The sequence below is a fragment of the Plantactinospora sp. CA-290183 genome (genome assembly GCF_050936375.1).
GTDB lineage: Bacteria > Actinomycetota > Actinomycetes > Mycobacteriales > Micromonosporaceae > Plantactinospora.
Map to the genome: position 1 here is coordinate 442,740 of NZ_JBNJMX010000003.1, position 24,351 is coordinate 467,090.

Sequence of the window (24,351 nt, forward strand, 5' to 3'; positions counted from 1 at the left end):
CCGCACGAGCCGGCACCGGCGCCGCCGCTGGACGACTCCGCCCACGGAGAAGAGCATGACCACCATCGTGTGCGCGACGTGCACCAACCCAGGCGGCAGCCGCAACGGCCGACCGTGGTGCGACCCCTGCGGAATCTGGCTCGTCCTGCACGAGCCCAGCGGACAGTGGGTCAGCTACGCAGAACGCGAGTACCGCCAGCGCGCCGCCGAAACCGAACAGGCCATCGCCGCGTCGATCCGGCTGGTCGACGAACACCTGGCCCGAGTCCACGAGCTGCTACCCGAGGGCTGGTCAGCCCGCACACACCAGGCGATGCGTGGTGCGCTTTACGCCATCGCGATCGACGCGCCGGACGGGGTCATCGACGCGACCAGCTACCTCCAGCCGCCCACCGGACGCTTCGAGCGGACCGTGACGGTCCACAACCGCGTCACCGGAGTAGGTTTCCCGTCCTTCGCCGACGGCGGCGCCCGCGCCGCGTCGTTCCACACCGTCGACGCCGCCATTGAAGACGCGGTCGGGCTGCTGCGCGGCGAAATCCACGACCTCGAAGCACGCCGTCGGTGGCGCGACCACCCGCGATTGCGGTAGCAACCCGCTTCGCTGTCCACCCGCACAACTTCGCGGCCTAAGCCGCCCGCGGCGGAACAGCCCTGGCGGGCATGCCGCCCTCCGGTTCGGGCGCATATGCCGCTGCGAACGCACGGCTGATTCATCCGCAATTACCGCGTGATTGTCGAATCGGCGCTCATTGCACGGCTCGTGATGTCCGGCTGAAAGCCGTCCGCCGCGAGTACTCGACCTGTCCCGTTCCGCTTCCTCATTTCTTTGCCTATTCGGCTGACGGAGGTGCGGAAAAGGGACGGGTCCGCACCTCCGTGACGTCTTCAAGGAGGTGCCATTATGCCAACCACGATCAGCGGGGCAAACCACACTCTCGATGAATGCATCGGATGTGACACCTGCGCGCCGCCGAGCACGCCAACCTGCGATGGCTGCGGTGACCCGACCATCGACGGGTCGCCCTGCGACGACTGCACCACCTGCGACCGCTGCGACAGCGTCGTACTCGACAGCGAAACTACCGAGACCGTCCGCGGCTCTACCATCTGCGAGGATTGCCTCGACGAGTACTACTGGCAGTGCGGCGAGTGTGACGGCTGGAACCGAGACGGTTCCGACTGCGGCAACGACTGTGACCAAAGCGATGACGATGACGACGTCCTCGTCCACAGCTACGACTACAAGCCCTACCCGATCTTCTACGGCGCGGGGCCGTTGTATCTCGGCCTGGAAATCGAGGTCGAAACCCCGTACAACCGCGACCAGGCGTGCGCGCAGCTTGTCCACGATCGGCTCGGCGATATCGGCTATCTGAAGAACGACAGCTCGATCGGCAATAGCGGTTTCGAAGTCGTCACCCACCCCATGTCCTACCAGTGGGCGTTGGACAACTGCCCCTGGCAGTTCCTCGACCAGTTGCGCGCTGCCGGTTGCGCGGCCACCAGACGGACCGGCCTGCACGTGCACGTCTCGCGGGACGCGTTCGTCTCACCGTCGCACGTGTACCGGTGGATGAAGTTCATCTACCGCAACCAGCAGCAGGTCATCACGCTGGCGCGGCGCAAGTCACCGCAGTGGGCGGCGTTCACCGACGACGACCGGCGGGCGGTCGTGGACTACGCGAAGGGCACCCGCGGCTACGCCCGCTACCGGGCGATCAACACCGGTAACGAGGACACCTTCGAACTGCGGATCTTCGCCAGTTCCCTCGACCCGGGGGAGGTGAAGGCCGCGCTCGGGTTCGCCGCCGCGTCGGTCGAGTACACCCGGGACCTGACGTTCCACGAAATCGCCCGTGACGGCGGCTGGGCCTGGTCATCGTTCGTGGACTGGCTCGCCGCCCGGCCCGTCTACGCGCCGCTGACCGCGCAGTTGGAGGCGCTGGCATGTGTCTGCTGACCTTCTTCCCCGCCGGAGTGCTACCGGAAACGTCCGCCCTGATCAACGGCACGTATACCAACGGCGACGGTCACGGCTTCGCCATCGTCGCCGAAAACCAGATCCTGGTCCGGCACGGCATGGACGGTGAGGCGATGGTCGACGCCTTCGCCGCTGCGCGTCAGGAGCATCCCGACGGTCCCGCCCTGTTCCACTCGCGGATCACCACCGCAGGGCGCACCAACGTCGACAACTGCCACCCGTTCCAGGTCGGGGGTGACCGGCGCACCGTGCTGGCGCACAACGGCGTGCTGCCCCACAACGTTCAACCGGCCATGGGCGACAGCCGCTCGGATACGCGGATCACCGCCGAGGACTTCCTGCCCCGGCAGATCGGATCCCTGCACCTGCGGCGCAACCGGCTGCTGTTCGAGCGGTGGATGACCCCGCACAACAAGATGGTGATCCTCACCGTCAACCGCCGGTTCAAAAAGCGCGCGTACATCCTCAACGAGGACTCGGGGATCTGGGACGGCGGCATCTGGTACTCCAACGACAGCTACCTGCCGCTCGACCCGCGTTGGGCGAACAGCCGGTGGGACTGGCCGCTGTGGGGACGAGCAGTCGCCGACCTCGACCGCTGTATGCAGTGCAACGCACTGGTCGACCTTGACGACGGCGCCTGCTGGTACTGCGGCTGGTGCTTCGACTGCGGCGAACTGCCCCAGGATTGCTTCTGCTACACCCCGGCGGCTCTGGACTCGCGGCTAAGCGGCGACAGCTGGGGGCGGTAGGCCGGCTGACGCCGACCGCGGTGTGAACACGGCGCTGTACCACCGCACGACCCGCCGACCAGCAGATTCACCACATCGACGTCCGGCTGACGCGCCGCATACAACGCCCCGAGGCTAGGCGCTGCCGACGTTCGGCACCGGCCGGACATCCCGCTCACCTACCGATTTCGCCGCGGACCCCGAGACCGCACAAGGCGGCCGGGGTCCGCAGCTGCGGCGCGGACTCACTGCCCTACTCGATACGGGCCGGACCCACCCACGGAGCCGGCTCCGCCCTGCCTGCTGACAAACGAAAACGAGGTAGCAATGACGATCACCTGCACCAACCTGTCGTGGGATCTGACCACCCTGCTGGGACCCCTGCGTGACCAGGCACTGCGGCCCGTCGGACCGCCCGGCGGCCCGGACTGGACCACCCAAAAGCAGACGCTGTTCCTGTCCTCGCTGGAGGCCTGCTGGCCTACCGGAACGCTGCTCCTCTGGGCCGCCAGCCCGAGCGCCGGCGAACGGTGGCGAGTCCTCGATGGGCACCGGCGCCTCGCCGTGCTCACAGCACTCGAAGGCGGTACCCGGACCATCACCCGCGACCTGACCATCGACGAGGCCACCGACCCCGCCGCCTACGTCCTGCCACCGACCGGAGGGCCGCGCGGTCGATACCTCCCCACGTCGGCGATGCTGCACACGATGCCGTTCCTCTTCGCAACCCGCGACCTGGACGCCACCCTCCGCCGCCGCGCCGAAGAGTTCTCGGCGAAACTCATGCGCGCCCGCATCAGGATGACCCTGCTCACCGGCGGAACACCGGACGAGATCAGAGCGTGCTGCGCCCGGCTGCTTCCGCATCGCGTCCACCCGGCCGTCCTCAGCACGCTGCACCGGAAGCAAGCGGACAGCGGCCCGGACCAGACAACCACCGCGCGTGACAGCGACACTCCGCCCCGGCCACGCCACGGCCGACGCGCCACAACGACTGACCAGGGCTAGGTGTTGCCGGAGCCGGCCCCGGTCTGACATCCCGCTCATCCCACCTCCCGACCGCACCCGCGCGGGCCCGGAAGGCCGCAACCACGCCCACCCCGCAAACGGGGCACGCACCCACCAGGGTCCGCTGCCCGCGTCGGGGCGGTGGGCCCTGGCCGTGGGCAGTGCCTCTTGCGTACGCGCAAGGAGACGCGATGAATGGCAACACCTGTCACGTCCACGCCCTCGCGAGCGATCCCGCGAACCGTCACCAGCCACGCAGACACGCCCGACGCTAACGGCGGCGGCTGGTCGCAACGGTGGCGGGAGCACCAGCACAGCTGGCGGCACACCAGCGAGGGCGGTTTCGACCCGAACCGTTACATCGTCATTCCGCTGGCCGAAAGACCGGCGCGAGAATTTGTAGAGGCCCACCACTACAGTTTCAGTTGGCCGGCCGCGAAACTGCGGTACGGTCTTATCGATCGATGGCCGCTCGACGAATACACCGCCATCCCCTCTGCGTCATGGCTTCCCTGGGGGCAATTGGTCGGTGTGCTCGTTCTCGGAATACCCATGCAACAGAAAGTGCTTACCGGCCCATTTCCCGCGCTGGTCCCGTACGATGAGAGCCTCGACCTGTCGAGACTTGTCCTATTGGATCCCGTTCCGGCAAACGCGGAAACTAGGCGTTGTTGCACCTCGTGCAACAACTCGACCGCGCCGCACAGGTCCGGCGCGTAAGTCGTCGCAAGTAGATCACAGAAGCCCGAAACCGTCGATCACACTTGCTTGTTGCATCAGATGCGACAACGATGCGTGTCATGGTACGAGGAGCGTCGCCGTTGACCGTCGCTCGGGCGCAGCGCGCGTCCGGGCCGAACCTCGGCGCTGCGGCGTTTATGGACTCATCCGTTGTGCACATGGACTTGCCGCAGGCGGTGTTCGACGCAATGTTGGAGGGCTTCGATCGCCAGCAGGCGGCGCGCGGGCTCGCCACGGACACCCGGCGTGGTCGGGAGCGGCTGGTGCGTCAACTTCGGGCTGCTTCCGGTGCGTGGCCGTGGGAATGGACGCCCGCGCACTTCGATGCCTGGACCGCCGCTCATCTGCGGGCTGGTCGTACGAAGGCGACCATGCGCGGTTACCAGAACGCCATCGTCGCGTTCACCGGGTTCGTCGCCGATCCGCGCTACGAGTGGGGCACGGTTTGCCAGCGGTTCTTCGACGCCACGCCGGCGCGGGTGACGCACGAGCTGAACCTGATCCGGCACAAGGGCGACTACGAGGGCCGCCCGGACGGCAATCGGCCGCTGACCCGGGCCGAGCTGGACAAGTTCTTCGGCACGGTCGACGCGCGGGCGCGTAACGCTGCGGCGTTTCACCGCAAGGGAGCCGCGTCGGCGCACCGCGACGCGACGATGTTCCTCATCATGCTGGCGTGGGGCACCCGGCGCACCGAGACGGCCGGGCTCGACGTGAGCGACTTCCGCCGCAACGCCAAGAGCCCGCAGTTCACCCGATACGGCGCGCTCGTCGTGCGCAACGCCAAGAGCTTCCCGGGCGGACCGCCACGACGCCGCACCGTGCTGACGGCGTTCCCGTGGGCGGCTGAGGCTGCTGCGCACTGGGTCGAAACTGGGCGGGCGGCCTGCTACCCGGAGGTCGACAGCACGGTGCTGCTGCCGACCGAGCGGCGGGCCCGAATCACACCACGGCAGATCAACCTGCGCTTCGCCGCGATCCGGGACGAGGCGGGGCTGCCCGATTACCTCAACCCGCACTGTCTGCGACACACGTACGCGACGACGTTGATCGAGATGGGGTGGCCGATGGCGTTGGTGCAGGACCAGCTCGGGCACACTCACGTGGCCACGACAGCCGTCTACACCGCGTTGTCCGACGACTTCAAGGACCGGGTGCTCTACCAGAGCCTGGGGCTGGAGTGGGACGACGACAGCGAGCAGGGAGCGATTTCATGACCGGCGGGCCCGCGTTCGAGTGGAAGCTGCGCGAGCTCATGGCTGTGCGCGGGATGTTCTCCACCTCCGACCTCATCGATCCACTGGCCGACCGCGGCATCGTATTGTCGCGCTCGCAGGTCTACCGGCTGGTCGCCGAGACACCGGAACGGGTCACCATTCCACTGCTGCTGGCGCTCTGCGACATTCTCGACTGCCAGCTCACCGACCTCGCTGCCACACCTGACCCGGCCAAGCCCGCCCGCCCGGCCAAACGCGCAGCCCGCAAGAAAGCTGTCGGCGAGACAGCGCTGCCACCATCGGCCGTGCCGCCATCGTTCTTCGGCAGGCCCGGGCCATGATCGGCACCTGCGTCGAATGCGGCCGCAAGGACTGCCGGATCGCCGCCCGTAATCGCTGCTCGCACTGCTACGACCGCAGCCGACCCCGGATCACCTGCATGGACTGCGGCAAGCAGCAGCGGCCACACAAGATCCTCGACGCCGGACCGGTGTGCGGCACCTGCTGGGCTCAACGCAACAAGGTCACCTGTTCCGGCTGCGCCCAGGTCCGGCCCAGAGTCAACCGTGCCAGCGACCCGCCGCACTGTGGGAGATGCTGGCACGCGGCACGACCAGCGGTCGACTGCGCCGCGTGCGGGCGCCACCGCAAGCCTAGCGGCTCGGACGAGGAAGGCCGACCAGTCTGTTCCCGGTGCGCCGTCCGGCGGCGCAGTCGTATCCAGTGCAGGGACTGCGGCAAGCAGCGCTATCCGCACACGTCGGTCGACGGCGGGCACGTCTGCTCCGCCTGCGCCGGGCGTCGCCGACGCCCAGAACAATGCGGCGGCTGCGGAGCAGAGGCGGTGGTGGTCGCTCGCGCCGAGGACGGCACGAGCCGCTGTTACCGCTGCTGGGTAGCCAACCACCTCGCACCCTGCTCGGCCTGTGGCCGGACCAGCAGGCCCGTCGCCCGCCGCGACGACGGCACCGCGCTGTGCGCCGTTTGTCACCGCAAGAGCAAGCCACCGGTTGCCTGTACGGAGTGCGGCCGCGTCGGCCACCACGAAGTCGGTGGGGCCAGTGGTCCGCCTCGCTGCACCCGCTGCTGGGCCCGTGAGCAGCTTGAGTGCGCCCGCTGCGGCACGACGACCACGGCCGAACTGCGCTGGCCCGCCGGCCCGATCTGCGGCCCGTGCGTTGACCTGGCCTTCGCCAACCCGGAGCCCTGCGCGACCTGCCGCGCTGTCCAACCCAACGTCGCTGCGGCTGGCGACGCGCCACAATGCCCTCCCTGCGCCGACCTACGTTTTCACTACCAGTGCGTCGGCTGCGGCTTGTTCACCCGACGTCTGCGCGCCGGCCGGTGCCCGACCTGCAACCTCATCAACGCGCGGCAACCCGACCGCGAACCGACCCTGGATGCCTACCACCAGCGCGTCGACGAGCTGCTGGCCGCAGTGCCCGAACCGGCCCGGCTCGTCATCCGCCGCTACGTGCGGTGGGCCGTCACCCGTCCTCTGCAGCGCAAGGTCAGCGACGGCGCCGCAGTCCGGTCCGATCTCCTGCACTGGCCCCTGGTCCGGGTCAGGACCGCTACGTTGTTCGCCGCCGCTGTCACTGCCGACGCAGGCAGCCTGGCCAGCGTCACCCAGACACAACTTGACGCGTGGGTCACCGAACTGCCCAGCCATCGACCCGCTCTGCGATCGTTCGTGAAATGGGCAGTCGACCACGACTACGTGCCCGCTGAGCTGGACGTCCCCGCCAGCATCAGCCGGGAACAACGCGCGATGCTGGACGACGAGGAACGCCTCGCCCTGGCCCAGCGCCTCCTGCGCGACCAGCTCGACGATCCACCCGCACGCCTCGCGGCCGTCCTCGTCCTGCTGTTCGGCCAACGCATCACCCGCCTGGCTGCCCTCGACGTCGACGCCGTTATCGTGACCGACAGCCGGACCACCCTGACTCTGGCCATCACCCCCATCCGGCTCCGCGAACCCCTCGCCGGACTCGCCCGCGAGGTTGCCGGCCACGCCCGCAGGACCGGCTCACGCTGGCTGTTCCCCAGCAGCCAGGGCAACCGGCCTCTATCCGGGGAACGTCTCCGCGACCGAGCCGCCAAGCTCGGACTGACGAACGCACTCCATGCCCGCAACGGCGCGCTCGCGGCCCTCGCCGCCCAACTGCCACCAGCACTGCTCGCCGACCAGATCGGCTTGTCGGTTGGTGCCGCCGCGAAGTGGTCCAAGGCCATCGCCGCGACGCGCGGCACTTACGTCGGCCTCCGCGCTCAATAGCCGGAGCATCTGTCGGCGTACGGCTTGGAGTGCAGAGCCAGGTACACGGTGACCTTCAAAGATCCACAAGCCGACGGATCGACGTCGGGGCGCGTCGAGAAATGTCGTCGTCAACCAGGACGGTTACCTGATTCAACTACCTTGGGTCACCGGAGGACGGAGGGATGAGCGCGGATCGCGGCTAGATCCGGGTGCCAGGGGGATAGTGGACAACGCCGCCTGCATCGCCACCGATTGGACTGGGTTCGAAGGTGGCGGTTTCGTCGTGGGTGCCCAGGATGCCGGTTGTCGGGTCCTTCCTTCCTTTCGGTTCTTCGTCAGCAGACACGCTTCGACCCGGCGGGTGGTGTCATCGAAGCCATCCTTTGACTGCCGATGATCGTGGGTCAGCCCTCGGCTGGCACGCCGCGCGAGAACGCCCACTCCCGTAGTTGGTGCTGTCCGTCGGCCTGCCAGCCTTTGATCTGGAGCGCGCCGTCGGCTGACACTACCGCCGGTTCGGGCAGGCCGAACGAGTTGACGAGATCGCCGTACGGCAGCACGGCAGCCGCTACCGCTGACCCGGTTGACGATGCGGCGGCGTCTAGGTCAATGGTGTGTTCGCTGCGAATCAGCCCGCGAGCACGCCTTGTGCCGGGGATTTGGCGCAGATCGTTGTGCGACCAACTGCCGAGACGAACGCTCCGGTCTACCGCGTTTGCGGCGGGTAACCCTGGCGGCGTCCAGAGGTCGACCCGTAGCAAGGCGTCATGGGTCGCGCCGGCGACTTTCGCTGCGTAGCCTGCCACGAACTGAACTCCGGCGACTACCTGGCTAAAAAGGTCGTCTTCGCCTACGACGTTCTCGGCCCGCTCACCCACCAGGATGTTGACGCTGACCGCGGCCGAGCCGTCCAGGCCCAGCACCGCTTGGGCGATCGGCCGGACTTCGCCCCGTACCGGTGCAGTCTCTGTGCTTGTGAGCAGGAGGCAACGGAGACCGGTTCCGACACCAAGCGTGACCTCACGGAGCGGGGTGAAGGGCGGAAGCTCATCAAACAGGTACCTGGTCCAATCCTTGACGTCCCGGATGAGGTTCTGGGAGACCCGCAGTCGAGTCCCAACTGTTGGCACAAGCGTGCAGGTCAGCCAGGGCGCGGAATGCCAGGGGTTGCTAGGATCAGCGATCATGCTGCCGAGATCGTCCAGCCGCTCGATTCGCGACTCGATTAAGCGGAAGCGATTGCGGTAGGCATCGGCAACCTCGTGCTCGCTGAGATATCTGGTCTTGGCCCCGTCGCGAACGGGGTAGGCGAAGCCATGGCCGCGCTTCGCAGCGTGGGGCCTTAGATCGCTCGCGGCGACTGCCAAGATGTAGTAGCCGTGGGTACGACCGGCCGCCAATCGCACCGGGATAATGTCCCAAGCGGGAAACGGAAAAACGTGAGAAGCGATCAGCTCGCGCATTCGCCGCTCCTCGCCATCGCTCATGGCTACGGGCGTGAGGCGGATAGCCTGGGCGTCTCTATCATCCTCGATGCCGAGCACTACAACGCCGCCGCCACTGTTGGCCATGGCTGCGACATCGCCTGAGAGACTGGATGTACCTTCTGCGCCAGGCTTATAGAGCAGACTCTTGAAGTCAAGATCATCGGTCTCACGCAGACCGATGAGCCGGCCGACAGCGACCTCGTCCACTTGATCCAGTCGGCAGCCAAGCCGGGCTTCAACAGCGGGGAGACGGATGGTCATGGCGAAAGGTTGGCAGCCGCCGCTGTCATGGGCAAGTCAGATGGGCGATGACTTCGGTTGGACCACTGACCGAGGACCTCAAATGCCCTGCATGCCGTGGACTTGTTGGCCCTGCAGTGGAGCGAAGCACTCCGAGACCGTCCCGACCATCGCTCTCGTAGTACTTCGTCCTGATTAGAGCCGGTCTCTGACTTGCCGTCGTCCAGGGAGGCGGGCTTAGAGGTGGGACAGCGAGCGGCTACAGAGAGGTCGACCTGATGACCGCGGCGCGCTGGGCGGGCCGTTCAGTTGTCTGGCTTCGTCGACTTGCGGCTGAATCTCGACGGCGAGGTTGCGACACGACCGCGCAGTTAGGGCGTCCTGGCGCGGCACGGTTCAGGCGGAGCATGTCGTTATGTAAGATTTATTCTTACCCCTTGCAGTCTCCGCGCATGACGATGTGACCACACGAAGGTGACCGCATGGGGCGGCTTGATCAACGCGTTCGAGGAGGCCCAAGTGCGAGCCGGAGCAACTGAAGCAACTGGAACCTCCGGTCAGACCTATGTAAAAGCGATACTTGAGGAGTTCGGATGGGCGGTCGTTCCTAATCCCGAGCACGACCTTGGGACCGACTTATGGATTTCCCCACGTGACGCACGACGCATCGATCTTGGTTTGATGCTTGGCGCCCAGGTCAAGAACGGCGAGTCGTGGTTCTCCGAGGCACACGTGAGAGACAGCCGCAATGGATGGTGGCACCGCAACGATCATGCACACTTCGACTACTGGACAGGGCATGTAGTTCCACACATCCTCGTACTCCGCAACCCCACATTAAGGCAGGCTTACTGGGTACACGTCAACCGCAACGCCGTGGAACGGACCGGCAAAAACGGCAAGATTTTCGTACCCGAAGACCAAGTGCTTGACGCCAGCGCCCTCTCTGCGCTGGTCGACATCGCCGCAGCGGCCAAGCCCGCACCGCGATGGGCAGGATCGGTATGGAATGGCGACAGCGACCTGGCGTCGGCCGACGTGTTGAGGCGCGCCCTGCTGGCTCCTCGGCTCGTTGCCCCGCATCCGAACGCTGGCGTCAGAGCGTTACAGGCACCCCAAGCGATTGCGCTGCTCGCGGCTGGCCGGTTCGGTGAATTCGACAGATACGGCCTTCTCGAAGAGGACTCCACACGGACGGGTTGGGCTTGGGAACTGTTCGCAGCATTGACGACATTCGTGTCGTCAGGAGCAGTCGATGCTCTTCGTGCCTGCACCAGGAGCGCACCCGAGCCCTATGAACAGGTGGCCGCAACCATCGCGCTCTCAGCAGCACTGGCAGAGCACGGCGCCTACGACGAGGCACTTGAGATTGTCCGTGAAACGCTCGATTCCGACAGATCGACAGCAGTCGACCATGCTTGGTTGCAAGTGCACCAGGCACGATGCCTCGCAGAACTCGGCGAACCGGCGGCAGCCATCGAGCTCGCAGTGTCCGTCCAGGCTATTCCGAAAGTGCTGCCTCATGACGTCACCGCTGCAGCGATAGCTGGCAGCGGAGCCGCCTTGGTGTTCCGAGCCTCGAACCTGTTCAAGGGCGATGTCGCGACAACTATCACCGCCAGCGACACAGAAACATCCTGGTGGAACGCCCAGGCAACGTCCTGGGGCTTGAACTCCGTCTTTAAAGAGTCGTTCCGCCGTTGGACACGGAACGACAACGAGATCGTAATCGGCAATAGCAAACCAACCGGCCGGCTGCGCGGAGTTTCGCTGGTCGAAGGATTTACGGCGCTACACGACAGCTGGCGTCACACCACGTCGCTACTGGCGAAGTGGGAACTGATGTCCACCAAGCTTGGCGTCGACGATGCCTCCGGCTGCCTCACCGACCTTCGTCGCGCCGGGGATTCCAAGGCCGTGGCTGCGGCAGTTGCCCACCTGATCGAGGCCGGGCCGGCTATCGCGGTCCGCCAGAGCGCAGAGTTGATCGACCTCGACCGTGCCACTCACACAGAGGCCGGAGCCTCGCTCGAACTACTCACGCAGGGCGCCGACGTGCTGAGAACCTCGACTGCCGACGCCGCTGCCCGCTGGGCGATGCGTAGCCCAGACGAGTTGTCCATATGGAAACAGCGGGTCCGCCCCAGCCTCATCGTCGAACGCCGGCAAGCCGACCTGCTCAAAGCGCTCCTACCGGTCGTGTCACCAGACATCCGCTCGCTCGTACGCGCATACCTTGTCGCCCTTCCGCAACTAGGCGACCAAAGATCCGCGAACGCATGGGCAAAGGTCATCGGCGCCGTCCCGGAAGGTGAGTGGACGACGGCCCAGGTGGATGCACTGCTGCACCGGGCAGGTGACCACTGGGAACTCGAACACGCGATAAAGGCCATCGGTGTCCAGCGCAATCCAACCTGGCGGGCAGCCAACAACGACGCCCTAAGAAGCGGATCGATCGACGCACTGACTTGGGTGGGCTCGATCAGTAACGTACCCAGAGAAGCCGTTGCGCCGCTCGTCACCGGACTGGCGCACTCGATTCGCGGTCGCTTGGCCACGGTTCGCAGCGGTGTATACCCCCTCTATGCCGGCTTCGACCCTGGACGCGCGCTCGTGCTTCTCAACACGCATTTCCCAGACAACCCCGACTGGGATCCCGTGATTGAGCTGCTCACGGAGCCCCTCGCCGACAACCACCTGCTCGACGAGACGATCCAGACGATCGAGTGGAACGCGGACAGGATCGGCGACAGCACCCGAGCGCAGCTTCTGGACGCACTCACCACAGTCCTTCAACGCAAGCCGCTATCAGCTCTTCTGTCCAGGGGAGGTGACCCGCGGCCGGCCGCTACGAGCGCGATTGACGCTCTCGCCCCGGCACCGACTCCTCTCACGCAGTGGCTCACAGTCCGAGACCGGCAAGGGCGCCAGAAGATGATCTTCAACCTCGCCCGGCGAGCCGACCCCGACGACACCAACACCCTGGTCACCCTGGCCACAGACCCGGACCCCCGCATCCGAGCCGCCGTCGCCGGAGCACTCAGCTACTGGATAACCAAAGACGTCTCGGCCACCACGGCAACCGAAACACTGCTGCAACTGCTCGCCGACGACGGCACCCTCCTCGCCCGACACGTTGTCAGTTGCTGGCCCGACCGGCCCGACCAGCGCGTTCGCCCCCTCGCTCAGATCCTCGTGTCCCACCCATCCGCCGTGGTGCGCGCAGCAGCGAACCATGTCCTCGACGCTACGCAATAGTCAAGCAGAACGAGAAGCCGCTACGTGCTGCTGATGCCCCTCGATCAGAACTCACGTGCCGAAGATGTGAGTCTCCCTGCCACAGATTCGGCACCTTCTCTCTCGGTAGCGCATCTCCGATTCGGCAGCACGTGACCGGCGGCATGAGAGGTCGCTACCTGGGGGCACTGTCATCAGGATGATCGTGAATGCTTCGGAGCACTACTCTCGGCGGAAGCGGAGATTGAAAGCCGGTAAGATCCACAGCGTCCGTCGCGGACAGTGACCTACCAAGCCGTCGGGCGACGGCGGCGACGGCCGTCGGTATACAACGAAGACTTCGGTGACCGAGCACGGTGCTGACCACCAACGGGTACCTCACCCCACTGACCGCCCGGGTCTGCGCCGCGCTGGGTCTGTCCGGCAACGATCCGGCCCGGGCGGCGGCGGGCCGGGACAGGGTGCCGACATGACGCCTTAGCTGTGCGTTAGATCGAGAACGGCGAGGCGCAGAGGACCTTCGTGTTCAGTAAAGGGATTACGCACAACGGTGTCAGGCGAGATGGAGGCCAACCTCTGCATTACATCGGCGGCCTTGAGCTCAGGCAGTCCGCCTGCCAGGCGCAAGATCAAAGCGAAAAGATAGACGCGTTGTGTCGGCAGCATGTCTGGCCACCGATCGGAAATCGGATCCGGCGCGGTGGTGAAAATTGGAGTCGCGTCGAGGATTCCCGTCGGATCGTCCACGGCATCTCTGAAGGCGTTGACTGCGGTCGCGTCCCGTCGCAGGCGCCGCAGCAAGGGGTTGATCAAGGTGGGAAACAAATGTGCCATTCCAATCTGGCGGAAACGTTCGTGGACGCGGATGAAGATCGCAGGCAAATCCTGTGACGGCGCAAGCGCAAGAGCGAGCGCCAGGGTGTCGTCCCATTCCCGCGGCATGCGCCGGGAGTGGTCGTCGCGAAACCATTCCTCAAGGTCGCGGAAGGCGGTGACGGATACCTCATCTTCCGGAAAGAGTTCCGCGTAGGCGGCGAGCTTCGCGGGGTTGCGGCGCCGGTGGCCGGAACGGTTGGTAGGTCCGTCGTCGGTCAGCACAGTTTTGAGACTGTCGTCGGAGACTGTCCAGCTCTCTCTGTCAAGCACCGCTTCGAGGACCTGGTTCGCCCAACTCTGCGTGGTGCCGCCAAGCTTGCCGACCAGCGCGCGTAGGACGGTTTCGTCGCCCCGATTCTCATGCTTGGCCCATAGAAGGAAGTTCGGGTCCTGGCGCAGTTTCGGGTCGGAGTCGGCCTCCTCCCGCAGCATCTCAGCGATGGCCGGAAATCGGATGGCTGTCGTTGACAGGGCCGACATGAGCTCGTGTCGGTGTTCGGCGATGGTGGCAGTGCGATCGCCCGAGCTGCGGTCGAAGCGCCAGTAGATGTCGTCGCCGAAGTGCTCGCGCAAGCGCTCCCAGTTCTCGGCGACGAGGTCGACAAGAATCGGGTCGACGACGCCGTCCGGGAGCCCGGTGAGCTTGACGCTGACCGGCCGGGGCTCGCCGAGCCCTTCGGTGATGCCATCGCTGAGCGTCACGTCGCCAAGCATCAGCATGCCGGTCCATGCTAGTTGCCGCAGCTCGTCGAGGTCAGGGCCATAGGCACAGAGATTATCGCTGATCTTCTGGCGCAGCCACTGCATCTGGTCGCTGAGAACGCCGCTTCCGGCCATCTGGTCGAGGGTCTGCTGGTAGCCCTTGATCGCTTGCACCAGACCGATGAAGGCGGTGCGGCGAACCTCAGAGTCGGGTTCCTTCTCCCATTGGGACAGCACATCAACGAGCTCCGGGACGGCGAGCGAGCTGCGCGCGAGCTCGAATGCGAGCACTTCACGAAGTTCCGGCTCAAGGTATCGGAGCTGGCCCAACACCTTGTCGCAGAAGTGCTGTGACCGTGCGTCGTCGCGTGCGCAGTAGGCGCGGAGAATGATGGCCGGAATGGTGTCCGGGATTCCGGATCCAAGCGGTCGGATGTCGGTGATGAGTTGCTCGACGAAGTCCTGTACGGCGGGTTGGGTGGGCCAGGCGTTGACGACAGCGGCCACGTGCCAGGTAAAGGGATGCGGATCGACCGCTGTGCACAGGGCAGCCAATTCAGCCGGGTCGTAGCTGGCGAGAATCGACTGTGCCGGGCCGCTACCAGGCTCGTCAGCGGCGGTCGCAAGACGGGTCCATGCCTCAGCGACAGCCTCCGCAACGACGACACGTTCCTGGGCACGCCGAGCCTCAGCGGGCTGGCGGAGCAGCGAAACGAGGAGGGCGAATCCCTCTTCAGGGCCGAGCACGTCGACGGCCACGCCGGCCAAGGGCGCCGCCTGTTCGTATGCGCCGCGCAGCCTGCCGGTTAGGGCCGTACGAACTCGCTCATCGTCTCCGTACCTATCAGCCAGGACATGGGCCGCGCCGTATGGGCGAAAGCCGTCCAGGCCACGAAGAAGCAACGTTGCGGCCTGGACGGGCGGCAGCGCAACGGCAAGGCCAGCGCTTCCGAAGGATCCAAGATTCGTTACATCGTCTTCGATGTACGGGTGCAGAGCTTGGGCGAAGACCGGGTCATCGCGCCACTGCTCGGGGATCATGTTGACGTTATAGAGGATCAACCCGTGCTTGTCCGGCTTGGTGAGCTGCTCGGCGACCCAGTCCTTGAAGCGGTCGTCCTGGGCGAAGACCGTGCATGCCAGACTCCACGCGAGATACCGGTCGCCGCCGGTTCGTCCGTTGGTTTTGAGAGTCTCCAGCGCGAAGTCCGCAACCTCCGTCTTCCCGGCGGCACAGATGCCCACCATGTCCGCCACTGGCCAGGGGCCCGCGTGGTGTCCCTCACTGTGCAGGAGCGACAGCAGCCAGGCGCACTCTTCTGGTCGGAACATGGAGCTGTCTCGTTCCTCGGCTGCCTTGTGTACCAGGTGCAGAGCGACCAGCCGCAGAGCGACGGATGGCTGGCGGCGGCCCCAGTCGATCAGGCGCTCGGTATCCGGCGCGTCCGGCCATCCCTCGCCGAGCGCCCAGATTGCGGCGGCCTGGGTAGCGGAGGTGGGGCCGGTCTCGGTGAGTGCTACCAGCGTAGAAACGAGATGTGGTTGCCCGCCAAGTCGGCGGGCGATGGCGATTGCCGCGTTGATCTTCACCTCGTCGCTGGGATGCCGCACGCCCCAGATGAGGTACTTGGCGGCGTCGTTGTCGGCGATGGGTAGGTCTCGCAGTGCCCACATGATGGGGGACGGCTCGGGGTGGGACGCGGTGAGCCACCGTTTCATGATCGGCAGAAGGTGGCTGCTGGCGGCGGGGCTCGCGAGCGTTCCGACTAACGCGGTGATCAGGTTGGCGCGATGCCGTGCATACGGGTGGGTCTCGATCCGTTCGACGAGGTCGTTGATGTACTTGGTCTGGGCGCGGGGCGTGAGTTTGACGCCAGCGGCAAGCGCATCTGCTAGCAGCTCGTAACCGTCGATGTCCCCCCAGAGTTGCTCACCGGCGTCGAGGGCCGCTGTGAGCAGGGGTTCGGTCGCGTGAGGGCTGACTTGAGCGCTAAGCAGCGCGAGCAGCACGTCGCGCCAGGCCGGGTCGTGGACAAACCGCTGGATTGTGTCGAGCTGCGCGGCAGGCAGCAGCATCGCGAGGTGCTGACCGGCCAGGTGGTCGAGCACGACTCGGTGCAGAAAGCCATATGATCCGGCGCCGTGCGAGACGATCAGCCCGAACTCGTCCTCGGCCATCGCCAGGACCGTGTCGGCCAGCCGCCGGGCCTCGGCCTGCTGGTAACCGAGGACTTCATCGTCGACCATCGATTCAACGATGATCTTGCGCATCTCCTGCTTGGTCGCGATGCCGGCCGCATCTTTGAGACGAAGCCGGTGGGCAACCGCGGCGAACAGCGTGCTCGCGTCGACAGCCGGTAGCGGTCCAACCTGTGCGAGAGAGGCTCGCTGCCGCATTTGCGGATGCTTCTCGATCAATAGCTCGACGAGCCGGGCATAGATCTTGAATCGCTGTCGTGGCAGCGGTTCGCCTTGCCAGGTCGTCGCGAGCAGTGTGAGGAACAGCGGCGACCGGGACAGCTGAGCGAGTTCAGTGGATGCTTCGAGCTGATCGAGGAACGTCTCAACGCCTGCCCCCCACTGCAGCCACGGTTCTCTCTCGGCCCCCGCTGCCGTACTCGACTGCAAGATGCCAGCGGCGATACTGCGGCGCTGCGCGTCGGTCAGAGGCGTGATGCGCGCGTGCGTCCAGCGGCGCCGCCAGTTGAGCCGATCGACTGCGTACGGGCGGGTCGAGAGGACAGCGGCAGTATTCGTGTGGCCCAGGAACGCCTCCAGTATGCCGAGAGCACGTTCGGCTGAGCTGATGTCATTCCATTCATCGATGCCGTCGACGAAGAGCACCAGCCGGTCGTCCCGCAGCGCTCGTTGAACTAACGGCCAGAGATCGCTGGCGCTTTGCGACCGTAGCCAGGCTTCGACGGCGGAGACCAGCGAGTTCTCCGTTGAGGCGTCTAGGTGCCGGCACAGGAACCCGAAGGGCAACCACACCGGCAGGTCGCCGCCGTGCTCACGGTGCAACGCGACCGACTGCGGCCGCTCAGCGAGCAGGTCCGCCGCCGCGAACCGCAGCAGGCTGGACTTTCCCACGCCAGGGCCGCCGATAACGAGGCGGTACTTGCCACCAGCTAGCCAGGCGTCGGCCGGTAGGAAGCCCTGCTCGCTCGGCAGGTCTGCCGTGGCGGCGGCGCGGATGAGTTTCTGGGCTGAGCGGAACGACTGGCGGCGGGCACCCAGCCGCGAGGCGACGTGGGTGAAGCCCTCCTCCGGCCGTTCCGACGGCGTCGTGTTTTCTGGGGGCGGTTGCTCGACGTCGAGGACGCTGCTCTGCTGAGGCTGCGGATCGACGTTCACGATCACGAACTGCGACTCGGACGCAGGGTCCTCACCTTGCTGGACGCCACCCTGAGCGGAGAAGACCGCCTGGTAGAGGTGTCGCAAACGCGTGCGCAGTTCCCTGCTTTCCAGGGCGGGTAGATTGTTGACCAGGGCCTGGGCTGCCTGCGGGCCACAGAACGCCTCGACCCAGTTCCTGCCGAAGAAGTCGTCGACAATGCGCGGATGGTTCTTCAACAGGGCGGAAACCTCTTGCACGCCCCAGGGAACAAAGGTCACCCCGAGCGCGGCCAAACGGTCGCTTTGCGTCCGGAGTGCCTCGTCGAGCTTGGTCTCCTGTAAGTCGTATGAGGTCGCGTAGTAGAACGTCCGGGTCTTGCCCGCCCACTCGCCCTCAAGGAAGTCGTCCACTGCGTTCTTGATCTTGGTGGCGGTCAGGGCCTGCACCCGACGTGACTGCAGCGTGATGTAGTCACGGCCAGTGGCGTCAGCCGCCGTCAAATCGAGTGGCAATCGCGCGTACGCGTCGATGCCGGCTTGGGCTTGGCCGGGTGTGCCGAACAGCTTGGCGTACGTCACCGGCCGGACCGTCTGTAACAGCCGCAAGAAGAGCTTTTCGGCGTCGGGCCAGTTCAGCTGGCTGACAGGCAGTACCTGAATGTTGGTTTCGACCGGCGGCACGGGAAGCGGCCCAGACGGCGCGGCCCACAGCAAGGCCTCGGCCTGCCCCTGTGCCTCGAACCCCGTTGCGACCCCCACCATCCTGCCCCCTGTCGCACCTCGGGCCGTTGGTCGGCCCTCGACTGAGGCTTTCACTCTATGCACCCGCGCCGTTCTGACTTGACCCGCACCATCGAGTGCAGCGCCGTCACCGGCAAAGTCCGCAGTGGCTGGCGCCATACCGCGAAGCTGGCCCTGTCGCCCTGGGCTCGCCTGCCGTCAGCCCTCGGTGACGGCCGCGCCGGTCGCTGGCCCCGAATCTTGGCTGCCCGCGGCTCACCCGCCGAACCCCCATCGCTGCAAGAACGTGGCACTCTCTGGTTCTTGCCGCCCAGCCGATCGCACGGCCGATCAGATCGAGCCGACGCCTCGGGTCAACGCGATTCGGTCGTGCTTGCTGGCCTCTGCCGGTACGAATTCGTCACCTACGAATCCGTACACTCCGCCAGGAAAGTTGGTTCTGTGCTCGCGCGTTCGAAGTTGCGGCTCAGGATGGCATTCGCGGCGTAGTCGCGTTTAGTGACCCGATTGCGAGATGGCGCGGATCCGAATTGATAATGCCGGGCCACGTAGGAACGGTTTATCAAGCATCCAATTTTATTTATGCTGGGCGCTCGACCGCTCGGACCCTCGTCCTTCTGCCGGACGGGACATCCCTTCCGGCGCGGGCCGCGGCCAAGGTGACCGGCAGGGAACGTGGCCGCGATGGGGTCGTTGCCCGACTCGTCGCCGCCGGCGCCGCGCAGCCTGTCGGGGAGGATCCGGCACAGTGGTTGGCGGCAGCGCTGCGTACCATTGGCGCTCGTAAAGTGCGCCACCCGGGCAACTTCCGGTATTTGCTGCGGATCGGGCGTACCCGAGCGGAGCGAACCCGGGTCGTAATCGGCATGGCGGCAGCTCCTTACCCCAAGCGCGAATCAGTCGCCGCTCAAATGGCGTACGAGGTCGGCGGACGCAGGGGCGCCCTGACAGCGACAGCACCGGCAGGCTAATACAGCAGCCCGGTTCGTTATGTAGATGCTGGTTGATGGATGGCCAGGTCTGCGACAGCCGTTGGCTTGATCAGAGTGGGGCGCCGCCGAACGAGATCTCGTTTCCTTCCGGATCGTGGTAGGTAGCGTGGCGCACACCGTTGGAGTAGGTCTCTTGTTTGGAGGGCTCGATGCCCTTGCCGGCGATGTGGGCGAGGCGTGCGTCGAAGTCGTCGACGAAGATGGTGTGTATGGCGTGGCCGGCGCGCTCGGGCCGGTGCTCGATGGCCACTGACCGGTGCTCGGCAAGTTCCCACACGGCCTCGGTGTCGCTGGCGATGAACGTCGGCGGCGTGCCGAACAGCTTTTCGTACCAGGTCAGTGCCGCCGGGTAGTCGTTGACTGGGATTCCTGCGTACAGGTCAAGGGCCATGTCGCGATCCTAATGGGGTGGGCGCGCGCCTGCCTGCGTAGAGGCGGCCCGCCGGTTGATCATCGGTGACTTGTGGAGACAATCGAATATCGTGCGGCGGCCCGCTGGCCATAGCGTAGACGCCGCGGGTCGGCTGGCGGAGTTCGACACCGGGTTCGCGGCGGTCGCGGCCCGGTTCGGGCGGGTGGAGCCGCGCCGGCAGGCGCGTTTGTTCCTGCTCGGCCTCTTGTCCGGTGTGGACTGGCGTTCGCGTTGGCAGTTGGCTGAGCAGGCTGGTGATGTGTCGCCGCATGTGATGCGGCGGCTGCTCGGGGAGGCGGGTGTGGGACGCCGACGCTGTCCGAGACGACGTACGCGGCTATGTGGTCGACGTGCTGGGTGACCCCGGCGGCGTGCTGATCCTGGACGACACTGGCGATCTGAAGAAGGGCCTGTGGACGGTCGGCATGCAAAGGCAGTACACCTGGATCGACGGGTTGCGGCTGGCGTCCCAGAGCATGCCGGGTTCGCTACGAAGATCAGCCTGAGCTCCAAGCCGGCGGCTGCCCGCCGTCGTCCGCGACGCGCCCGCAAAGCGTGACAGTCCTTTTTCTGTCTTCAGATTGACTACTCTTTGCTGTTGAACGGTTTCGGTGAGTGCGGGGCTGGTCCGGTTCGTATGCAGTGACGATCCCAGCTAGGTGACAGAGGCGAGTGCGATCACCGCGCCGGCCAGCATTGAGGGTCCGTGGGCGATGTCCTCGCCGGGTTTCCGTCGCCCTGTGGCTTGCAGTGTGGTGCCGATCGCAGCGGTGATCAGGACGCTGAGGAGTCCGCCGATCCAGGCTGCGGTCCAGCTGTGGGCGCCGAGCAGTAGGCCGGTGGTGAGTCCGAATTTGACGTCGCCGAGACCCCCGTCGGCGATGAGGACTAACACGAGGTAACAGCTGGCGGTGATAGCCGCTGCGGCGACGGCGCGGAGTGCGTGGCTCCAGTTGCCGCCGTTGAGGGTCTGCAGCAGGACGGTTACCGCCGCGGCGGTGAACGCCGCTGCGGTGAACGGGTCGGGGAGACGTCGAACGGCGAGGTCGACGAACGCGAGCGTGACGCAGGCGGCGGTGAGGATGACCAGGGCGGGTGCTGCGGCCGGGGTGGTGGTGGCGGTCGCGAGCACACCGGCCGCGATAGCGAGGACGGCTTCTACGGTGCCGGGGGGTGGGCCGATCCGGGTTGCGCAGGTGCGGCACCGGCCGTTGGGCGGCAGCCATCCGAGCAACCCGATTCGCCCGGCGGGGATGATGGCGGCGTGACAGGCAGGGCAGGCCGGTCGGGGAGGATGGTCATACGGGACGCTGAATGCCCGGATCCAGGTTCGGACGGGTCCGGCTAGGGCGAGTGCGGCAACGGCGCAGGCCGTGACCCACGTGCGGGTCATGCCCACCCGTCCCGGTGGGCGTGAGCGTGCGGATCGGGCAGCTGTGGCGTCGGGGCAGGGAGGGTCACGGGTTCGCCAGGTCGCGCAGCAGGTTGGTGGCGAGTTCCTCGGTGTCCGGGTCGATGTCGATGCCTGCGTCGTCGAGTTCGCGGCGGAGGGTGGAGAGCCGTTGTCGTACGCCGGCGGCGTCGCCGAGACGCGCGGCGGTGCGCATGGTGCGGCGAGTCAGCTCGTCGGAGAGCGGGTCGAGCGCGCGGGCTGCGTCGTAGAGGGTGAGCGCGGCGGCCGGGTCGCGCGCGGCCTGTAGGGCGGCGGCCTGGGCGTAGACCTTCACGAGGCGGCGTCGGGCATGTTCGCGGTCGGTGTCGATCCATTCGTAGTCGCTGCCGTCGGCGAGGCCGCCGCCGCTGGCGGCGGCGATCGCGGCATGCAGGTGGGTCAGGCGGGCTGCGTCGTCGGCCGCGGCGGCGACCTGGGCGTAGGCGTCCTGGACGGTCCACCAGTCGACGTGCAGCAGGTGCGGATCGAGGTGGTAGTGGCCACCAGTGTTGATCACCGGTTCGATCTTGCGTGCGTCGTCCGGTTCGGTGTCCGCTTGGGCGATCGAGCGGATGATGGTGCGTAGGTTGGCCACGCAGGTGGACAGGCGGTCCCCGGCGCGGGAGAAGGGCACGTCGGGCCAGAGCGCTTCCATGATGTCGGCGAGGGCGGCGCCGCTGCGGTGGACGACCAGGTAGACGAACAGTTCGAGGCTTTTGGCGCGCAGGCCGCGGACGGGATTGCCGTCGGTGGTGAGGATTGCGGGTTCGCCGAGGACTCGGGCGTGCACCCTCCTGCCGTAAGCGTCGTGTGCCGGCTCTGCTGCCTCGGCTGGGGTGCCGGGCTCGGGTCGCGGGTCAACGTGCTGGGGTGCGGAGTCAGCGCCTTCGGTCTCGGCGGCGGTGGGCGTGGCCGTCGCTGGTTGAGTTCTGGTGGGTGCGGGCTGGGTGGTGGTGGGTTCGGCATCGCCGTGGGCTTCGGCGAGCATGGTCAGGATGTCGGTGGTCGCGGTGGTGTCGAGGACCGCGACGCGTTGGCCGTCGCCGCCGGTGGTGGTGCCGTCGTCGGCGACCGTCAGCGTGGTGCCTTCGGGCCAGCGGCCGATCAGGACGGCGCCGATGTCGACGCTGGTGCCGAGCCGGACCGTCGTGGCCAGTCGGGTGTGCCAGGTCTGGTCGGGGACATCGGCGATGAGCAGCAGTTGCGGCAGCGGTTCGCCGCAGCGCACTTTCTCGCGGAGCGCGTGGACGGTGGTGGCCTCCTGGTCGGCGACGATCCGGCTGCGGCGGATGATCTCTTCTTCGAGGAGAGCGAGCGCTGCGGCGAAGGTCGGGGTGACGGTGAGGCGCCGCATCGGGTCGAGGTCGACCGCGGCGACGCCGAGCAGGGTGGCCAGTGTCGAGGCCGGGATGATGGCGCAGCCTTGCGCGTCCGGATCATCGGCGTCGCCCGCGGTGAGGGTGGCGACGAGGAGGGCGCGGGCGGCGTCCAGGGCGGCGGGGCCGTCCAGGCCGAGGCCTGCGGTGACCGGGAGCGCGGCGACGCCGGCCAGCTCAGCGCCACTGGGCCCAGGAGGCGGCAGCGGGGGCTTCACCTGGGCGCTGACATACTCGCGGACGGTTGGGCCGCGGTCCGGTTTGCGGTCCAGCAGGTGCGGCGCGGCGCGGCGTACGCCTTGCCGCAGCCGGGCGATCGCTGCCAGCGGTGGTGCCAGGTCTGGATCTTGGAGGACGGGGCTGGTAATGGGTGTGGGCCGGTAGCGGTGACGGCGTCGCTTCCAGACCGCGGCGACGGCGTAGACCAGGCCGGCGGCTAGTCCGACACTCATCGCGCCGCCGGTGATGACGACCCAGTCCGGCGAGGCGGTCGCATCCCGGTCTTCGGTTGGCGGAGGCGCGTCATCGCTGGTGTGGGCGGTGGGCGGACTCGATGTGGTCGACGACGTCGTCGAGCCGGCCGAGGGCGAGGTGGGTGTCGATGTGGGCGTCGTCGCCGCAGGCGGCACAAAGACACCATCGTCTCCCGGCGTCGCTGGTGGGGTCGATGGCTCGGGGGTGGCCGGAGCCGCCGTGCCCGGCACGGCCGGTTTGCCGGTGTTCGGTGGCGTCGTCGGTCCAGCGCTCGGTGGTGTTGTTGTCGCGTCCGCCGGGTCCTGGGCAGTCGGGTTGTTCGGTGCTGTGCTCGCCGGTGGGGGAGTGGTTGGCATCGTCAGCACCCAGCCGGGGAAGATCAGGGCGGGGTCGGTGAAGGTGGTGCGGCCGGAGATGTGGGACCAGTACCGGCCCTTGTTCAATTCCCAGATTTCGGTCCACCGGTCGCCGTCGCCGAGGAATTCATCGGCGATTCGCCAGAGCGACTCGCCTCGACTCACCGTGTGCTCGACCGGTTCGCCGTCGATTAGCAGGGTGACCTTGCCGACCGGCTTGAACGCCGGCAGGCGTGGCGTTCCTTCGAGGCGTTCCGCGGCGGCGGTGGTCGAGATCGTCATGGTGGTGCGGGGTGGAGTGTCCGCTTGCGCGAGGGCCGCCGTGGCCGGGGCGGCGTGGGTGGGTGGGCCGGTGAGTGAGGCGGTCAGCGATGCGGCGGGTGCGGCGATGACGATGCTGGCGGTGATCCCGGCGATGAGCGCGGCGGCCAGCCCTTGGGCGGGTGCCAGCAACCGGTAGCGGGGTGCTCGCACGCCCCGGACGGCGGCCCAGATCTCGATGACGACGGACACTGCGAACAGCAGCCACAGCACCCAGAGCAGGATCGAGAGCCCGTTGAGGTAGGTGGTGTCGGTGAGCCAGTCCCGGCTGGTCAATACCGTGCGGGCTTCGGCCAGGGAGGGCATGTGGGCCGGCAGGGGGGAGCCGATGTAGCGCAGCTGCGCCGCCGGTACGGCGAGCAGGAGGAGGAGCAGGCCGGCGGCGTTGACGAGCCGCTGACCGATGCGGGCGACTGCTGTGCGCATGC

13 protein-coding genes and 2 pseudogenes are annotated in these 24,351 nt (G+C 66.7%); 9 read left to right on the forward strand and 6 right to left on the reverse strand.

Going from position 1 to position 24,351, the window contains the following annotated elements:
- The first annotated feature begins 55 nt into the window (after positions 1–55).
- The 7 genes from ACQEUR_RS10220 (at position 56) to ACQEUR_RS10250 (ending at position 7,959) form a co-directional block, all read left to right on the forward strand.
- Positions 56–592 (forward strand): hypothetical protein, encoded by a 537-nt coding sequence (locus tag ACQEUR_RS10220; RefSeq protein ID WP_433028742.1) that lies wholly within the window; start codon positions 56–58, stop codon positions 590–592.
- A gap of 312 nt (positions 593–904) precedes the next feature.
- Positions 905–1,963, forward strand: coding sequence for a hypothetical protein (locus ACQEUR_RS10225; RefSeq protein ID WP_433028744.1), 1,059 nt, complete (start codon positions 905–907; stop codon positions 1,961–1,963).
- Entirely contained in the window at positions 1,951–2,736 is a 786-nt protein-coding gene (locus ACQEUR_RS10230; RefSeq protein WP_433028746.1) for a class II glutamine amidotransferase, read from the forward strand. Before ACQEUR_RS10225 ends, ACQEUR_RS10230 begins: the two co-directional genes overlap by 13 nt.
- A 306-nt stretch (positions 2,737–3,042) precedes the next feature.
- Positions 3,043–3,723 (forward strand): hypothetical protein, encoded by a 681-nt coding sequence (locus ACQEUR_RS10235; RefSeq protein WP_433028748.1) that lies wholly within the window; start codon positions 3,043–3,045, stop codon positions 3,721–3,723.
- Between the two features lie 821 nt (positions 3,724–4,544).
- On the forward strand, positions 4,545–5,681 hold the full coding sequence (locus ACQEUR_RS10240) for a tyrosine-type recombinase/integrase (RefSeq protein ID WP_433028750.1): 1,137 nt from the start codon (positions 4,545–4,547) through the stop codon (positions 5,679–5,681).
- Positions 5,678–6,022, forward strand: coding sequence for a helix-turn-helix domain-containing protein (locus tag ACQEUR_RS10245; protein ID WP_433028752.1), 345 nt, complete (start codon positions 5,678–5,680; stop codon positions 6,020–6,022). Before ACQEUR_RS10240 ends, ACQEUR_RS10245 begins: the two co-directional genes overlap by 4 nt.
- A 974-nt stretch (positions 6,023–6,996) precedes the next feature.
- Positions 6,997–7,959: a hypothetical protein gene (locus ACQEUR_RS10250; RefSeq protein WP_433028754.1), complete on the forward strand. Its 963-nt coding sequence runs from the start codon at positions 6,997–6,999 to the stop codon at positions 7,957–7,959.
- A 386-nt stretch (positions 7,960–8,345) separates the two neighbouring features.
- On the opposite strand, the gene ACQEUR_RS10255 is transcribed toward ACQEUR_RS10250, so the two are convergent.
- The gene (locus ACQEUR_RS10255) at positions 8,346–9,689 is read right to left on the reverse strand and encodes an AlbA family DNA-binding domain-containing protein (RefSeq protein ID WP_433028756.1); all 1,344 of its coding nucleotides are present in this window, start codon (positions 9,687–9,689) and stop codon (positions 8,346–8,348) included.
- Between the two features lie 453 nt (positions 9,690–10,142).
- Here ACQEUR_RS10255 and ACQEUR_RS10260 point away from each other — a divergent pair, with 453 nt between their 5' ends.
- Entirely contained in the window at positions 10,143–12,926 is a 2,784-nt protein-coding gene (locus ACQEUR_RS10260) for a DUF4365 domain-containing protein (RefSeq protein WP_433028758.1), read from the forward strand.
- A gap of 456 nt (positions 12,927–13,382) precedes the next feature.
- Here ACQEUR_RS10260 and ACQEUR_RS10265 read toward each other — a convergent pair whose 3' ends face one another.
- Together ACQEUR_RS10265 and ACQEUR_RS10270 are read right to left on the reverse strand one after the other, a co-directional pair.
- Positions 13,383–18,581, reverse strand: a complete 5,199-nt coding sequence (locus ACQEUR_RS10265; protein ID WP_433028760.1) for an NACHT domain-containing protein — start codon at positions 18,579–18,581, stop codon at positions 13,383–13,385.
- Positions 18,582–19,601: 1,020 nt separating this feature from the next.
- Positions 19,602–19,943, reverse strand: a complete 342-nt coding sequence (locus tag ACQEUR_RS10270) for a VOC family protein (protein ID WP_433028762.1) — start codon at positions 19,941–19,943, stop codon at positions 19,602–19,604.
- A gap of 133 nt (positions 19,944–20,076) precedes the next feature.
- On the opposite strand from ACQEUR_RS10270, the pseudogene ACQEUR_RS10275 reads away from it, so the two are divergent.
- Positions 20,077–20,419, forward strand: a pseudogene (locus tag ACQEUR_RS10275) (transposase); the annotation flags it as partial.
- A gap of 200 nt (positions 20,420–20,619) precedes the next feature.
- Here the strand turns inward: ACQEUR_RS10275 and ACQEUR_RS10280 are convergent.
- From ACQEUR_RS10280 to ACQEUR_RS10290, 3 genes and pseudogenes are all read right to left on the reverse strand, one after another.
- Positions 20,620–21,096, reverse strand: a complete 477-nt coding sequence (locus tag ACQEUR_RS10280) for a prepilin peptidase (RefSeq protein WP_433029009.1) — start codon at positions 21,094–21,096, stop codon at positions 20,620–20,622.
- Positions 21,097–21,099: 3 nt separating this feature from the next.
- A pseudogene (locus ACQEUR_RS10285) lies at positions 21,100–21,357 on the reverse strand (prepilin peptidase); the annotation flags it as partial.
- A 64-nt stretch (positions 21,358–21,421) separates the two neighbouring features.
- Complete coding sequence (locus ACQEUR_RS10290) at positions 21,422–24,349, reverse strand: LysM peptidoglycan-binding domain-containing protein (RefSeq protein WP_433028764.1); 2,928 nt, start codon at positions 24,347–24,349, stop codon at positions 21,422–21,424.
- Positions 24,350–24,351: the final 2 nt, after the last annotated feature.

Bases quoted from the DNA above. Each gene is read 5' to 3' on its own strand.
- ACQEUR_RS10235 (WP_433028748.1), top strand. From the start codon at position 3,043: ATGACGATCACCTGCACCAACCTGTCGTGGGATCTGACCACCCTGCTG.
- ACQEUR_RS10230 (WP_433028746.1), top strand. From the start codon at position 1,951: ATGTGTCTGCTGACCTTCTTCCCCGCCGGAGTGCTACCGGAAACGTCC.
- ACQEUR_RS10245 (WP_433028752.1), top strand. From the start codon at position 5,678: ATGACCGGCGGGCCCGCGTTCGAGTGGAAGCTGCGCGAGCTCATGGCT.
- ACQEUR_RS10270 (WP_433028762.1), bottom strand. From the start codon at position 19,943: ATGGCCCTTGACCTGTACGCAGGAATCCCAGTCAACGACTACCCGGCG.
- ACQEUR_RS10225 (WP_433028744.1), top strand. From the start codon at position 905: ATGCCAACCACGATCAGCGGGGCAAACCACACTCTCGATGAATGCATC.
- ACQEUR_RS10290 (WP_433028764.1), bottom strand. From the start codon at position 24,349: ATGCGCACAGCAGTCGCCCGCATCGGTCAGCGGCTCGTCAACGCCGCC.
- ACQEUR_RS10255 (WP_433028756.1), bottom strand. From the start codon at position 9,689: ATGACCATCCGTCTCCCCGCTGTTGAAGCCCGGCTTGGCTGCCGACTG.
- ACQEUR_RS10220 (WP_433028742.1), top strand. From the start codon at position 56: ATGACCACCATCGTGTGCGCGACGTGCACCAACCCAGGCGGCAGCCGC.
- ACQEUR_RS10265 (WP_433028760.1), bottom strand. From the start codon at position 18,581: ATGGTGGGGGTCGCAACGGGGTTCGAGGCACAGGGGCAGGCCGAGGCC.